The sequence below is a fragment of the Arthrobacter sp. zg-Y238 genome (assembly GCF_024385525.1).
Taxonomy (GTDB): domain Bacteria; phylum Actinomycetota; class Actinomycetes; order Actinomycetales; family Micrococcaceae; genus Arthrobacter_B; species Arthrobacter_B jinronghuae.
This window is the reverse complement of the sequence record NZ_JANFLU010000011.1, coordinates 581,331-596,105: the sequence shown is the minus strand read 5'-3', so window position 1 is coordinate 596,105 and position 14,775 is coordinate 581,331. Positions and strand designations below refer to the sequence as shown.

8 protein-coding genes are annotated in these 14,775 nt (G+C 66.2%); all 8 read right to left on the bottom strand.

Going from position 1 to position 14,775, the window contains the following annotated elements:
- Positions 1-5: 5 nt before the first annotated feature.
- The 8 genes from NNX38_RS14440 to NNX38_RS14405 all read right to left on the bottom strand — a co-directional run bounded on the left by NNX38_RS14440 (position 6) and on the right by NNX38_RS14405 (position 14,713).
- Positions 6-2,477 (bottom strand): transglutaminaseTgpA domain-containing protein, encoded by a 2,472-nt coding sequence (locus NNX38_RS14440; protein WP_255798623.1) that lies wholly within the window; start codon positions 2,475-2,477, stop codon positions 6-8.
- The gene (locus NNX38_RS14435; RefSeq protein WP_255798622.1) at positions 2,474-3,832 is read right to left on the bottom strand and encodes a DUF58 domain-containing protein; all 1,359 of its coding nucleotides are present in this window, start codon (positions 3,830-3,832) and stop codon (positions 2,474-2,476) included. The genes NNX38_RS14440 and NNX38_RS14435 overlap by 4 nt, the downstream gene beginning before the upstream one ends.
- Positions 3,833-3,840: 8 nt before the next feature.
- Entirely contained in the window at positions 3,841-4,818 is a 978-nt protein-coding gene (locus NNX38_RS14430; RefSeq protein WP_255798621.1) for a MoxR family ATPase, read from the bottom strand.
- Positions 4,819-4,869: 51 nt separating this feature from the next.
- Complete coding sequence (locus tag NNX38_RS14425) at positions 4,870-11,004, bottom strand: Ig-like domain-containing protein (protein ID WP_255798620.1); 6,135 nt, start codon at positions 11,002-11,004, stop codon at positions 4,870-4,872.
- A 159-nt stretch (positions 11,005-11,163) separates the two neighbouring features.
- Positions 11,164-12,312, bottom strand: coding sequence for an adenylate/guanylate cyclase domain-containing protein (locus tag NNX38_RS14420; protein WP_229952391.1), 1,149 nt, complete (start codon positions 12,310-12,312; stop codon positions 11,164-11,166).
- On the bottom strand, positions 12,305-12,874 hold the full coding sequence (locus NNX38_RS14415) for a PH domain-containing protein (RefSeq protein ID WP_255798619.1): 570 nt from the start codon (positions 12,872-12,874) through the stop codon (positions 12,305-12,307). The genes NNX38_RS14420 and NNX38_RS14415 overlap by 8 nt, the downstream gene beginning before the upstream one ends.
- A gap of 34 nt (positions 12,875-12,908) precedes the next feature.
- Positions 12,909-13,796 (bottom strand): biotin--[acetyl-CoA-carboxylase] ligase, encoded by an 888-nt coding sequence (locus tag NNX38_RS14410; RefSeq protein WP_255798618.1) that lies wholly within the window; start codon positions 13,794-13,796, stop codon positions 12,909-12,911.
- Positions 13,797-13,855: 59 nt separating this feature from the next.
- Positions 13,856-14,713, bottom strand: coding sequence for an NAD(P)-dependent oxidoreductase (locus NNX38_RS14405; RefSeq protein WP_255798617.1), 858 nt, complete (start codon positions 14,711-14,713; stop codon positions 13,856-13,858).
- Positions 14,714-14,775 lie beyond the last annotated feature (62 nt).

Sequence of the window (14,775 nt, the reverse complement as noted above, 5' to 3'; positions counted from 1 at the left end):
ACGCCCTATCCGGAAGGTTCACTAAAGTGATCTGGCTTACGAGTTCTCCTGCTTACCCTAGCCGACGGCAGCGCCCAGCGGTCCGGCGTGAGGCGGCGGGTCCACATCCTCGCGTCGAGCAGCAAGGAGCGCGGTGAATAGCGGGCCCGCTGGCGCCGCCAGAAACCCACTGATCCTGCCAGCCTGCCCAGATGCTCCTCGACCTGCTTCCAGTACTCTTCGACCTCAGCCTCGGAAGGTTCACCCGGGCCGAAGATACCGGCGTCGGCGCGCCGGGCCAGGACAGCGGTCGAATCCGCCGCGACCGGGAATGCATGCTGCAGGAGGGCTGCATGTTCGCGCCGGGTCGCGCGGCTGGGCGGGCGGCTGCCCAGGTCGGTCGCCAGGCTCACCACTTCCTTCCAACCGCCGCCGACCCGCCTGGAGGGTGAGCCGGACGTCCGCCGGGAGCGCCGCCGTCGGACCTTGACCAACAGGATCAGCAACAACGGTCCCAGCAGGATGACAAGCGGCAGCGAGGCCAGGGCAACAAGGCGCAGCCAGTAGCGGAACGTAACCCAGAAATCGTCTTCCTGCTCCTCGGGGTCCTGGGCCTCGGCCTCCGTGTCCGGAGGCAGCTCGGCCGGTTCCTGCGGCGGAGGCGGCGGCTGCAGGACCTGGGGTTTCGGCGTGGACTTCGGTTGCTGCTGCGGCGGCACCGGTTCGTTATCCTCATCCGGAGTGGGGAAGAAGGGCACCCAGCCCACGTGTTCGAACTCCACCTCAACCCAGGCGTGGACGTCGTCACCGGTGATTTCCAGCGGCGCCGACGGATCCTTCACTTCGTCCCAATCCGGATAGAAGCCCATAACCACGCGAGCCGGAATGCCCAGCTTTCGTGCCATCAACGCCATCGCGACGGCATACTGCTCGTCGTCGCCGACCATCTGGTCCGCGTCCATCAGCCGCAGCATCCGCGCGGCTCCGTGTCCGGGCAGCGAGGGGGTCTCCCCCTCCTTGCCGTTGCTGAAGAAGCCCTCCGAGGCAAGGATCTGCTGCAGGCGGCGCACGCGCTGGACCGGGCGGGACTCCTCACCGACGTAATCCGCCGCCTTCGAGCCCAGGATCGGCGGATCGTTGTAGACCCGGGGAAGCTGGGTGGAGGAGAAGCGGTACTTGGCCAACTGGGCGTCGTCGGGCTCTTCGGGGAAAAGGACGCTGGCCTCATAGGTATCCCCCGGCTGCAGCTGCGCCACCGTCAACGCGGTGCCGGAGGCTTCGCTGTAGTAGAGGCCGGCGGCAAGGTCCGCGGCACGTTCACCCGTTACCTTGAAGCCCGTCGCCTGCCCGCCTGCCGGGACCCAGGCGCCGCCGTACTCACCAACGGTGAACTTCAGGTTCGCCTTGGTGCCCTCCTCGTCGGCTGCCTGTGCCAGGTCCGAGCGTGCGTCACCCACGCGGGTGAAGTTCCCGTTGCTGCCCGGGTCCACGGTGTAGACCACGCCGTCGTAGGCGTCCAGGGCGGCCAGGCGGATGCGCTGGCCCTCGGGCAGTCCTTCCACTGTGAAGAGCGTGGTGTCCGATTCGTCCTTCACATACCGCCGGAAGTCCGTGAGCGGGCTGGGATAGTCGAAGAGGTCCACGGGCGGCTCGACGACGTCGCGCAGCACCTGGCGGTCGGCGCCCTGGTCCAGCAGCGGAGCCGCGCCGAGGGACGAAGCGAGCGCTACGGCAAGCACGGCTGCCCCGAAACCGAGCCGCCGGGTGCGGGCGGACCGGGCGGCAGCGGACGGCTGCCCGGACGCGCTGCGGAGTTTTCGCCTGGTCGTTTCCCCCGCCCCGGCAGCCGGGGAGCTGCCCTGCAGGGTAATGGTTTCGACCGTGCCCCGGCCCAGCTCCCGCCGGTAGGCCAGCCAAGGCATCGTCAGGGCAATCAGCACGGCCCCGCGGATGCCGGGCAGCGGCGCCTCGTCCGTGCCGAGGGCAATGCCTGCGACGAACACTGCCACGACAGGGGCCAACACCCAGTAGGGGCGCCGGGCACGCCAGGCGAGGAGCCCGGCCACCAGTCCGCCGACCAGGCCAAGCAGGAACGGCACCACCAGCATGCCCGCCGCAAGACCGACGGGCGGCGCGATGGTCAGCAGGTCTTTCCACGCAAAAACGATGCCCAGGACCAGCACCCGGACGGAAGCGAACGAGGGAACGATGCCGGCGATGGCTTCGAGCGGTGCCGCGAATGCGCTGCCCAACAGCACATAGGTGCCTGCCGCAGCGCCCGCGGTGGCCCAGAATCCCCAGCGCAGGCGAGCGGATGCTTCGGCCAGGCCCAGCCCCAGCACGATGCCGCCGATCCCGGCTACCAGGAACCGCATATCCCAGCCGAAGGTGGGTCCGAAGCCCAGGATCCCGAGGGTCAACACTGCCGTGAGGAGCGCCCAGTCAGCCAGCCGGGGCAACAGGGCTGCCAAACCCGGGCCGGTCACGTGCGTACTCACGCGACCGCCTTCCGCAGCACGCCGGGGAGGCTATCGAGATCCCCGATGTCCAGCACCGCGAGCTCACCTATGGCGGCCAAAGCCGGTTCCATGCCCGTCCCGCAGCGCAGCGCAATGCAGCGGATGCCCGGCGGAACCTTCATCGAGGCGGACCGCAGCGCGGCGCCGTTGGGTTCGGTACCCGTAACAAGGAACACGACGGAGGCGTTGGGCACGGCGTCCGCCGTGATCCGGGCGAGGTCGACGATCCCGGAGGTGCGTGTCTGGCCCTCTGCCACGGTGAGGCCGTCCAGCATGGCACCGGCAGTCACGCAGCGCAGCGGCCCGTCCTGGGTCAGTACCGACAATGCCAGCTGTTCGCGGAACGCCTGGACTCCCAGTGAACCCGCAACCGAAACCGCCAGTTCCAGGTCCTCCTCGGAGGCGTACTCGGCGCTGCTCAAAGACAGTGCGACCGCCACGTGGGAACGCCGGGTTTCTTCAAACTGGCGGACCATCAGGGTGCCCGTCCGCGCGGTGGTCTTCCAGTGGATGTGCCGGCGGTCATCACCGGGAACATAGGCCCTGAGGGCATGGAAGGCCACATCCGAACTGGACAGGTCCGTTGTGGGCTCGCCTTCCAGGTCCCGGATGAATCCCGTGGTGGAACCGCTCAGGGACACGGTGCGGGGATGCACGTACAGGTCCACGGCATCGGCCCAGATGAGCCGCCTGCCCATCAGCCGCAGCGGATCCTGGCGCACGGACTCCACGGGGCCCACGCCAATGACGGCTCGCCGGCGCGTAGGGATACTGAAGAGTTCCTCATGTGTCTGTCCCGGACGCATGCGGGGCAGGTCGAACGCGGCGACGGCTCCGCCCACCGGAAGCTCAAAGGTCACCGGAAGCATCGACCGCGCGGCCGTGCTCGTGATGCTGAGGCTGCCTACCGCGGCATCGCCGACGGCAACCCGGGTGCGGGCCAGGTCCAGTGCCACGTCATAGGAGAGCCGGCCGACGACGAACGCCGTTCCCAGCACCAGCAGGACACCGGAGCCGACGGCGGCAACCAGCGCCTCCTGCCAGTTGAACACCGTGCCGAGGAGAACAAGAACGAAGGTGAGCCCCACGGCCAGCCAGCCCAGCGGGCTGACAGCTGCCATGGCGGCCCGCAGGCGGTGTCCCGCCGAGCCAAGTCCGGCTCCCGTCCGTTCCAGCACCGGAGCCAGGCGCCGGGCGGCCGGTGCCAGTTTGGGTGCTGCGGCCCGCCAGTAAGCGGAGCGGAGGAATGCACGACGCAGCCGCAGGACGCGCCGGCGCAGGCTGACTGCGGCGCGCCGGCTCCAGCGGCCGGTGCGCCCGGGAAACTTTGGCATGGTCGTCCCTAGGCCTGCGCCTGTGCCCGCTGCTGGGGTGCAGCCACGTCGGCGAGCACTGACAGCAGAACGGCTTCCGGGCTGGCTCCGGCAAACTCGGCTTCCGGGTCCATGACCAGCCGGTGGGTCCAGACAGCCGGCGCCAGCGCCTTGACGTCGTCGGGCAGGACATAGTTCCGCCCCTCCGACGCTGCCCGGATCTTTGCGACCCGAACCATGGCCAGGGCCCCGCGGACGCTGACACCAAGACGTGTTTCGGTTGCCGTACGGGTGGCTGACACGAGGTGCGAGATGTACTCCAGCACCGCCGGTTCCACATGCACCGTGGTGCCCAGCTCGGCCATGTCCCGGACCGCCGACGTCGTAATCACCGGAGTGAGGGCCGCCGAGCGGTCTCTGGTGGAGGAACCGGAGAGCAGTTCCAGGGTTGCCTCGTGGTCCGGATAGCCGATGGAGGTCTTGATGAGGAAGCGGTCCAGCTGGGCTTCGGGAAGCCGGTAGGTACCCGCCTGCTCAATCGGGTTCTGGGTGGCGATCACCATGAACGGACGGTCCTGGGTGTAGGTCTCCCCGTCCACAGTGACCCGGGATTCCTCCATCACCTCCAGCAACGCGGACTGCGTCTTGGGCGAAGCGCGGTTGATTTCATCCGCAAGCACGATGTTCGCGAAGATGGGCCCGCGGTGGAATTCGAAAAGCTGCTGCTTCTGGTCATAGATGGTGATGCCGGTGACGTCGGAGGGCAGCAGGTCCGGGGTGAACTGGATGCGGGAGTTGGATCCCTGCACCGTGGCCGCCAGTGAACGGGCCAGCATGGTCTTGCCGGTCCCGGGGGCGTCTTCAAGCAGCACATGGCCTTCAGCCAGCATTGCGGTCAGTACCAGCCGGACAACGTCCTTCTTGCCCAGCACCGCTTCACCGACGTTCGCTGTGAGCCGTTCAAAGGTCTCCGCGAACCAGGCTGCCTGTTCTTCAGTCATTGCCATCTTCTTATATCTCCAGTCGTTCTTGTTATGAGATCCCACAGCGCAGCATGTCTAACAGCGCGGCATATCCACGGGCCGGTCGATACCGATATTGGTGTGCATTGCGTTGACGAAGTACCCGTTGTTGCTTGGCCTGCTGCCGGTGTCCTGGCGGTACCACACGTCACCGTTGTACGCAATGCCGTAGCAGTTCGCATCGATGGTGTCTTCGTACCAGAACCAGTGGTCGCCGACGCAGGTCTTGCCGGTCCCGACGTATCCGGCGAACGACGACATACATGCCTTGTCGTTTGGCGGTAGGTGGTGCCCTCCACCGATCGTCCACTTGTCGACCTTCGGCCCGGTGGTCATGACCACACTGCTCTCGGGGCCTGGAGCATTAGCCGAGTTGACGGACCGCACCCGCACCGTGTGCGCCACTCCCCTGTCGGTGTCGATGGTGATTTTGTTGCCGTCGACGGGCTTCCACTCGGCTGCATCGTCAACCCTGATCTCCAGCTTGGCGACGTCGAACTGGTTATGGTCGGGCGGGGTCCATGTTGCAGATGCGCCCGGTTTGAAGCTGTCCCCGTCCGATTTCGTGACCAAGGGTGTGCCCGGTGCACCGTGCGCAACTACGCCGAGGGAAGAGCTTCCTGCTGGGCTCGGATAGGTTGATCCGTCCACCACCACGGAAGCTGACAGGACAGCGGTGATGGTTTTCCCGTTCACCAATCCGTCCACCACGTCCCCGCTGCGGACCGATCGGGTTTGGATTTCAGCTCCGTCACTGTAGAACTTGGCGGTGTAGGTAACTTCCTGTTCGCTCGCGCCGTTCCGTGCCGCGGCGGACAGGGGCGCGAATGTAATCTTCACTGCGCGGCCGGGGCCCCCGGTGTTTGCCGGCTCCAGTTTCGGCGCGGGCGGAGCATCGGGGGCGCCCATGGCACGCCGCGGCGCGGACCGCGGACCGATTTCACCCCAGCCGCTCCGGTTGCGTGCCTGGATGGCGTAGGAGTAGTCCAACTCCGAGTTCCCCACCCTCACGGTCATTTCCGGCACTTGGTTTCCGCTTTCCATGGTCCTGCTGACGGACTCGCCGTGGTACTCGTGCACCCGATACTCGAGGACGGGTGCGCCGTTGCTGGGTGCCTCGCTCCATTTCACGGTGATCTGGGTTTCCCTGCCCAGCGGAAGGGCACTCTCCGTGGTGGGAGCAGGCGGAGCGCCGGGCAGGCCGTTGGGGAATTCCGGCACCGAGTATTCGCTGAACTCGGACGGTTCAGGCGCCGAGTTTCGGGCCTGGACCCGCACGCGGTAGCTGGTACCGTTCTCCAATCCGGTCCACACCAGCTTGCCGCCTGCAGCGGGTGCCGATTTCTGCACAACGCCGTTGGGCGGCGCGGGCGAGATTTGCAGCTCGTATCCCGTGATGGGTGAGCCGTCATTGGCCGGCGGTATCCAGCTGACGGTCAGTTCCCGGTCTCCCTCTTCCAAGGTAGGGGGCGCAGGACGCTCAGGCTGGGTGTCGGGACGGGCGACGGCGGAGGTCGGCGACGGCGCGGATGTTCCATGGGCGTTGGTCGCCGTCACCCGGAAGACGTACTCCACGTTGTTGGTGAGCCCGTTTAGCGTACAGGTCGTTGCCGGGCAGGCCTGGCTAAAGCCGTTGGCCGCGGTGACGGTGTAGCCGGTGATCGGTGAACCGTTGGCCGCGGGCGGGCTCCAAGTCAGAACAACCGTGCGGCTGCGGGTGGACTCGACAATGGGTGTCGAGGGGGCAGCAGGCTTGCCCTGGACGGTCAGGCGGATTTGGCCCACGGCCTGGCGGCTCAGTTCACCGGTGCGGTCCCGCACCGTGTACTGGACCCCCATACTGCCCACGAACTCCGCCCCCGGCGTCACCACTACGTTGGAACCCTGGATAACGGCAGTGCCGTTGCCGTCGGCCCTGACGTCCACGAGCTCAAGCGGCTTATCCTCAAACGGATTGAAGTCGTTCTCCAATACCGGCACTGTCACCTCGCGGCCCTGGACCGCGTCCGGAACAGCATCGTCATTGGCCACCGGGAGGGAGCGCATCGAAGCCACAACTGTGAGGTCCACTCGCCCCACCACGGGTTCGCCGCGCCCGTCCGTCACGGACACCCAGATCTCTGCAGTGGCCCCGACGGCTGCGTCATCGCTCGCGGCGATCCTCAGTTCGCTGCCATCGAGTTCACCTTCGAAGCCGGTGGGAACGCCGGCAGTCAGCTTGAACCGGAGACGGTCCGCATCCTCGGGGTTGGGGTCCGAAGCAAGCCCGGCAAGGTCCAGGATCTTGACCGGTTCACCCTTGGCTACTTCCAAGGATCCCGAACTGATAGTGGGCGGATAATTCTGTTCGGGCAGGGGGATGACGTTTACCAGCACCGTCAGCGTGGCCTTCAGTCCGTCCGGGTCTTCGGGGCCTGCTCCGTCCGTAACCTCAAAGGTCACTGAGCCGAGGCCGGAATAGTCCGGGTGGGGTGCATAGCGCAGAGTGGAGGTGCCCATGATGCGTGCTCCCCCGTCCTTGGTGCCAATGGCCCGTACGGACTCGGCATCGGTAATCCGGGGGGTGCGGCCGTCCCGCACCACTACGAGGGATTTCAGGTTCAGGTCCAGGGTGCTTCCAGCCTGGACTTCCAAAGGCTCGGCCTCCCGCAGCATCGGGTACTGCGTGCTGAGCCCCGGTACCCAGATGATGGCGCTGGAAGTGCCGCCGTCTTCATCCCGTGCGGTGTAGGGGATGATCTGCGCTTCGTCGGTCAGGTCCACCCGCACGGTTCCATCGGAAACTGACGCGGTGGGTCGGTCCCCGAGGATTTCCACGGACATGTCGCTGGCGAGTCCGTCCGGATCCTCGTCGTTTTCCAGTACCGGAACTTCCACAAAGGTCTTGTCCCGTGTTTCAGACGCGTCCACCAGGTCATCGCGCGAAACCGGGGGCAGCAGCGGAGCGTTCTCATCAACAATCACGGTGACGTTGCCCGTGGTCGCGGCCCCGCGGTTGTCCTGGACTCCGTAGCTGACACCGTACGTACCCGGTGTCTTCGGTGACTTCAGGAGGATCTGGGAAAGGTCCGACCGGGTTTCGAGCGCTGGATCGCTGCCGGAGACCATCGATGAGTTCAGCGAAATCGGGTCGCCGTCAGGATCGGAGTCGTTGCGCAGCACGGGAACGGCATGGGCGCGTCCCGGGCGCAGAGTGACTGCGTCCTCAACCGCTACTGGTTTTTGGTTGGCCTGGGCGGCGGGAGCGATTCCCACCTGAACAGTTCCGGTGTTTTCCAGTCCCAACCGGTCCCGGACGGTGTACGTGAATGAGTCCGTGCCGGCGGCCTGCGACAGCGCGGTGTAGTCGATGAAGTTCGGACCCGCCAGGGCGGCGCCCTTGGTGGGGGCGCTGCCGATCCCGTTGAGCACCACTGAATCCCCGTCCGCGTCCAGTCCGTCCAACGGAATCGGAATGCGGACCGTGGTTCCGGCGACCACTCGTCCCTCGACGTTCAAGGGAACCGGCGGGGTGTTTTTCTCGTCGTCACGGGGGCGGATGTTGATGCGCACCTGGGCGGAGTTTTTCTGTCCCGTGTCATCGGTGACTTCGTAGATGGCGTAGACGGTCTTCGCATTCGGTCCGGCGACGAACCGCAGCTTGTCGTCCGAGACGAACATCTGTCCGTCCGCAGGGTCAACTGCCTGCGGCAGTACCGGGTTCAGCGCCAGCTTTCCGCCCGTGGGAGAGGAGTCGTTGTTGAGGACCGGAATGGTCACCACGTCCCCTACCCGGACTACTGCCTCGTCGGCCCCGGCCGTGGGCGGCAGCAGAGTTGCCGGCGGCTCAACGGGGATGATGTTGACTTCCCCCGTTTTCGACGCTGTGCCGTTGGAAACGGAATACTCCAATACCATTTGCTGGTTGAGTCCCCGTACATCGTGGATCTGCAGCAGGTTACGGTCCAGGACGGCGACATTAACCGGCGAGTCAGGCGAGGCATCTGCAGCCCTGATGGACTGCACCACCAGGATTCCGCCGGCGGGATCGGTGTCATTGGCCAGCACATCCACCAGGACGTTCCCGTCGCGGGGCAGCAGGGCGACGTCACGCACGGCAACGGGCACACCGCCGCGGCCGGAAGCATTGACGTCCACACGAATGAGGCCGTTGGCACTCTGCGGACCGTTGGTCACCAGGTATTCGATGTAATAGGTCCCGGCTTCCGTGGGCGTGAAACCGATGGAGCCGGTCTGGTAATCGGGCGTGACCACCACGCCGTTTTCACCCTCGGCCTTGGCCAGGGCCAGTTGTCCCCCGGCCGGGTCCAGGTCATTCTTCAGCGGAAACATCTGCACCGGCTGGTCGACAGTGGTGGTGACGTGGTCAAAATTGGCAACCGGAGGAAGGACCCCTCCGGGCCGGACGTCGTAGGTCACCGTGCCCTCGACCTCGTCCGTGCCGTCGGAGACTGTGACGGAAACTTCCTTGATCCCCTGTGTCTTTCCGACGTCCCGGAAGTCCAGCAGGCCGTCGGAGCTGGGACGGATCTGGTCCCCGTCTTCGGTGGGCTCGGCGCTGACCAGCACCAGGTCGTCTCCGTCTGCGTCCTTCCAGTCATTAAGGATGTTCTGGCTGACCGATTTTCCCTGTTCGAGCAGGATCTTCGTCTTCCGCCGCTGCTCCGGAGGCGTGTTTTCGCCCGGTCCCGCCACATTCACTGTCACCGTGGCAGTGTCAGTGCCGCCGCGTCCGTCGCTGACCTCATAAGTGAAGGTACCGGTGCCGCCCGCGGTATTGCCCGGAACCACGATCTGCAACGCGGCACCGTTGTAAATCGGTTCCACGGAACCCACCCGCGGCATGTCGCCGACAACCGAAGCCGTCAGGAGGTCGCCGTCGGGATCGCTGTCGTTCTCGAGCACCTGGAGGATCGTTGTGCGCCCTGCACGGGCACCAACCTGGTCATCGGCTGCCGAGGGGGGCCGGTTTTCCGTGGTGCGGTCGGGAAGGGTGTTCACCGGGTTTTCGCTGGCTGACTCTTCCTCGTCGTCGCTCGAATCCTGCTGGGGCGGAATGATGTCTCCCCAGTTATCCACCAGCTGCATGTTTTCGAGCACCAGCCAGACGTCACCGCCGTTGACATCGTTGAGTACCACCACGTCCCGGTTGACCCGGAAGACCAGCTCGGAGGACGCGGTGAGGTCGGGGATGTCTTCGCGGGCGTCCTCGGCATCGTTGCCGCAGTTCCGCAGGTGGGTTCCGGCTCCCGCCCAGGCGGCGTATACGCAGTCTCCCAGCTTCACCGGTGCGGCAGCCCCGCCGCCGGCGTCGATGTCCGTGACTTCCGGATCTCCGCCGTCGAGCGGCTGCAGGATAAGGGCTTCCTCCGTGGCTATGGCCACGAAGTCGCTCGCCGGCCCGCTCTGCTGGAGTTTCGCGTTCTTGGAGTCCGGAATGCCGACCGTTTCACCGTTGGGTAGCAGCAGCGTCTCAGTCTCCGTGTTTAGGACCACGGCCTGATTCCCGACCGCGGCTATCTGCGCGTCCTTGAAGTCCTTCAGCGCCGGGGCCTCCTGCCCCTCGGGTTCACCGTAACCGCCGTCTTCATCCTTCTCGAAGGTGTAGAGCATGCCGTCTTCCGGTGCTGCAACAACCACTTGGTCGCTGGCGGAAACCGCGGCAAGCACCCCGGGGTTGCCTTCCAGTACGGGCTCGTTTTCCCCGTCGCTGAAGAATCCCATCTCGCTGACGGGGGTAATCCAGACCCTGCCCTGTGCCGGGTCGGTGACCGCCGCGGTCTCAGTGCCGAAGGAGAAAGCGGCCGTTCCGGGAAGCTGGACTTCCGCGCCGCGGACAACGTTGGCCACGTCCACGGGGCTGATCTTGGACTGGTCGGTGTTGAGGTTGTAGACGGTGCCTGCGTTCTGCAGGACGTCAAAATTGTCGCTGTTGGCGGTGTAGCCGCCGTCCAGGAGCTTGGAGGGGTAGTTCAGGTGGCCGACCATGCCCTGGGTCCGGTTGGTGACCCAGACGCCGCCGTCGTTCAGGTCCACATCGGCGCTGGCGAAGCCGGGATATAGCAAGGCTCCGGTGACCAGCGCCGTGGTGACGGCGACAGCCGACCCTACCGAGACCGCCTTCCGCCGCCTACGGGTGAGTAGACGTGCTTTTCCCCCACGCACTGCCACGATGTTTCCCCCTGGTTATGAACCTGCACCGAAACCGAGGCAGTGCCGCGGACAACGCGGCGGGCACAGCAGTTCCACCGCATAGTGTTGCACACATCTCAGGAGGGGGTGAGCCTCGTCACGAGTAGCCGCGGAGGGCAAGCCAGGCAGGAGGTGCCGCTAGTCCAGCACCAGGCCGGACCCGGTCCCCCGGGCCAGGGTCACCGGATGGATTTCGCCGAACCCGCGCACGTTGCGCGGCTGGTGCGGGATGAGCACGAACTTGGGGTTGTCCTTCAGCGCCGCAGCCGTGGAGGCATCGGTAAGGACAGTGCCTGGTTCGGCCAGGGAGGTGAGCCGGGAAGCGAGGTTGACGGTGGGCCCGTAGATATCGCCCAGCCGTGAGAGCACCCTGCCCCAGACCAGGGACACCCGGGCAGAGGGCAGCAGATCGTCCTCGGTAAACGCCTTCGCCAGCGCAAGTGAGATCTCCGCCCCGGCCTCCGGTGTCTCCGCATTGAAGAGGACCTCGTCACCGATGGTCTTCACCAGCCGTCCGCCGCCCACCGAAATGATCTCTGCGCACTTGTGCTCGAAACGCTGCACCATCTGGGCCAGGGTCTTCTCGTTCATCTGCCGGGAAAGGCTGGTGTAGGAGACGAGGTCGGCAAAACCAACCGCTCGCGCCAAGGGCAGCGGCGCGTCATCGGAGGCGGCGTCGTCGTGGCTTGCCAGGCCGGCCTCCGCACGCAGGGCCAGGCGCTGGATGGCCGCGTTGAGCTGGCGTTTCCAGGCGTAGACAAGGGTCTTCTCGAGCGGCTCAATGAGGTCGGGAAGTGCCTCGACAAGCCGCTTGCGGGCCTCTGCGTCGGTGATTCCGCGGCGGACCACCATTTCCTCCACCAGCGCTTCGACCTGCCAGACCACCATCCGGTCCGTCATCTGGCCGATGGACCGCATGATGGAGATAGCTGCTTCCTCGGTGAGCTGCTCGTCCCGTACCAGTTCGATCACGGTGGTCAGGGCCTCGCGGTCCTGTTCGGTGAAGAAGACGGCGTCGTCGTCGAGGTTGGGGAAACCCATGGCCCGCCAGAGCTTGCGGGCGGAAAGCAGGGAGACGCCCGCTTCGGCGGCGGCTTCGCGGCGGCGAAGCGTACGCGGTCCGCCGAGCAGCTGCGCCTCCAGCCTGCGCACATCCTCCCGGTCAATCTCGGTGCCGGTGCTGGCCAGGGAGTAGTCGGGACGAGGTACCGGAACGGGCTGCACTGGCGGGGTCATGGGTTCGGGGTGGCTTGCGGGACCGAGCTCGCCGTGGCCGGTATCAGTCATCGTCCCTCCCTTCGTAGTCGTATTCCCCATCCGTTTCCATATCTACACCATCGAACATGGCAGTCAGCGGCAGCTGACCAATGGCGGAGACCACAATGGAGCGGAAACGGTGCACCTCCGGCACCGCCGGATACTGCATGATCCGCCCGTGTCCGAGGTCGAGGATGAGGGTCCCGCTGCGCTGCATCCGGTCCGTCACGGACTGCCGGATTTCCAGCTGGTAGATGGCGGCAAGGGCAATCTCGTGCTCGCGGCGCATCAGCACTCCCTGCCGCTGGATCAGCCTCCGGTCGGTGAGGATGATGCGCCCGGCCAGCCAGCGCAGCACGGGCGGAACGGCGTAGCGGGCCAGCAGCAGCACAGCCAGCACCACGACCGCCGGCTGGAGGTAGGGGCTGAATTCGGCCAGCTGTCCGGGCAGCGAGTCACGGCCCAGCCATCCCAGGGCGTAACCGGCGAGGGCTCCGGTGATTCCAGCGAACACCAGCGGTTTCCACAGGGAACGGGCGTGCGGGCGGCCTGCGGCGATGATGTGCTCGCCGGGAGAGAGCTTCAGGCGCACGGGGCGCCTCCCGGCAGGCGGATGGATTGGGCCCTCACGGCTGCTCGGGGCGCAGGTGTACGACGTCGGCGGCGCTGACGGTATGCGTGGCGCCGGCGTCGTCGACAATCACCAGCGCTCCCGTCGGTGCCAGGGCAACGGCACGTCCGGTAAGGACGTTTCCGCCGGGCAGCTGCGCACTCACACCCCGGCCCAGGGTGCCCAGGCGTGCCGCCACCTCGTCCCGCAGGGATTCCCGGGATCCGGCAGGCACGGCTTCCGGGTCGCCGTCCACCGAGCAGAACGCCCGGTACCGGGCGGCCAACGCCAACAGGTAATCCTGCAGGAGGATGTTCCGGTCCGTAGTGGAGGCATATTCCATCAACAGGCTGGTGGCGGTGGGGACGGGCAGGTCCTCGTCCGTGAGGCTCACGTTCAGGCCGACGCCGACCACCACGGCCGGCGGGCCGCCGTCGGACGCCGGAACCAACTGGGCCAGCACACCGGCGAGTTTCCGCCCGTCCACCATGACATCGTTCGGCCATTTCAACCGGGCCTCGACGCCGGTGCGCGCGGCCACGCTTTCGGCCATGGCCAGGGCGGCCAGCAGCGACAGCCAGCCGTAGGAGGTTGTGGGCAGGGGCCGCCCGGACGGGTTCACCGGACGCAGCAGCACGCTCACGAACAGCGAGGAACGCACCGGAGCCACCCAGCTGCGGTCCATCCGGCCGCGGCCTGCCGTCTGCAGTTCGGCGGTCAGGACAGTTAGGTCCGCAACCTCCCAGGGGCGCAGCCGTGCAGCATCTGCCAGATCCGTATTGGTGGATCCGGTCTCCTCCACCACTTCCAGCGCAGCGAAGGGACCGTTGGGTGCCACCAGCGCCGCCCTCAGGCGGCCGGGGTCCAGGGCAGGTCTTTCCATGCTGGAGTAGTGCAGTTGCATTCTTCCGATCTTACGCGGGCGCCCTGACATTCCCTTCGCGCACGGCCCGGCAGCGCAGGTTAGAGGAAGAAGTCCGGCATCAGCTTGTCCGCGGGCACGCCGGGTGCATAGCGGCTGAAATCCGTGATCCCTTCCTCCCGCAGCACTTCCTCATCCGTATAGAAGTTGCCGGTGGACTGGCCGCTGGGACGGGTGAGGACCGCGTGCGCCGCGTCCGCCATGATGTCCGCGCTGCGGGAGGCCGCGGCGAGCTTGTCTCCCCCGGGCATGTTGCGGATGGCCGCGGTGTTAATCCCGGTCACCGGCCAGAGCGAGTTCACGGACACGCCGTCGTTCTTCAGTTCCTCGGCCAGGCCGAGCGTCGTGAGGGACATGCCGTACTTGGCCATGGTGTACGCCAGGTAGCCGCCGGCCCACTTGGGATCCAGGTTCAGGGGCGGGGAAAGGGTGAGGATGTGGCCGTTGCCGGAGCGGCGCAGGGCATCCAGGGAGAACTTGGAAAGCATAAACGTGCCGCGGGTGTTGATGTCGGCCATCAGGTCATAGCTCTTCATCGACACGGCGTCGGTGCCGGAAAGGTCGATGGCTGAGGCGTTGTTCAGGACAATGTCGATCCCGCCGAACTGCTCGATGGTGGATTCGACGGCGCGGGCAACGTCTTCGTCGCTGCGCACGTCGCCGATGATCGGCAGGGCCTTGCCGCCGGCTGCTTCCAGCTGTTCGGCGGCCGTGTAGACGGTCCCTTCGAGCTTCGGGTGCGGCTGCGCCGTTTTAGCGAGCATGGCGATGTTGGCGCCGTCCGCTGCTGCGCGCAGGGCAATGGCGAGGCCGATGCCGCGGCTTCCGCCGGACATCAGGATGGTGCGTCCGGCGAGGGACCGGGACGCCGTTTCCGGGGTGCTGTTGGGGATGCTCATAGGCACAGGGTAATGCACCTCACTGCTATGTTACTAGCCGGTAACATCGTGTCCGGGAGGGG

Coding starts and splice junctions, on each gene's coding strand:
- NNX38_RS14435 (WP_255798622.1), bottom strand. CDS start 3,832: ATGCCAAAGTTTCCCGGGCGCACCGGCCGCTGGAGCCGGCGCGCCGCA.
- NNX38_RS14405 (WP_255798617.1), bottom strand. CDS start 14,713: ATGAGCATCCCCAACAGCACCCCGGAAACGGCGTCCCGGTCCCTCGCC.
- NNX38_RS14410 (WP_255798618.1), bottom strand. CDS start 13,796: ATGCAACTGCACTACTCCAGCATGGAAAGACCTGCCCTGGACCCCGGC.
- NNX38_RS14420 (WP_229952391.1), bottom strand. CDS start 12,312: ATGACTGATACCGGCCACGGCGAGCTCGGTCCCGCAAGCCACCCCGAA.
- NNX38_RS14430 (WP_255798621.1), bottom strand. CDS start 4,818: ATGGCAATGACTGAAGAACAGGCAGCCTGGTTCGCGGAGACCTTTGAA.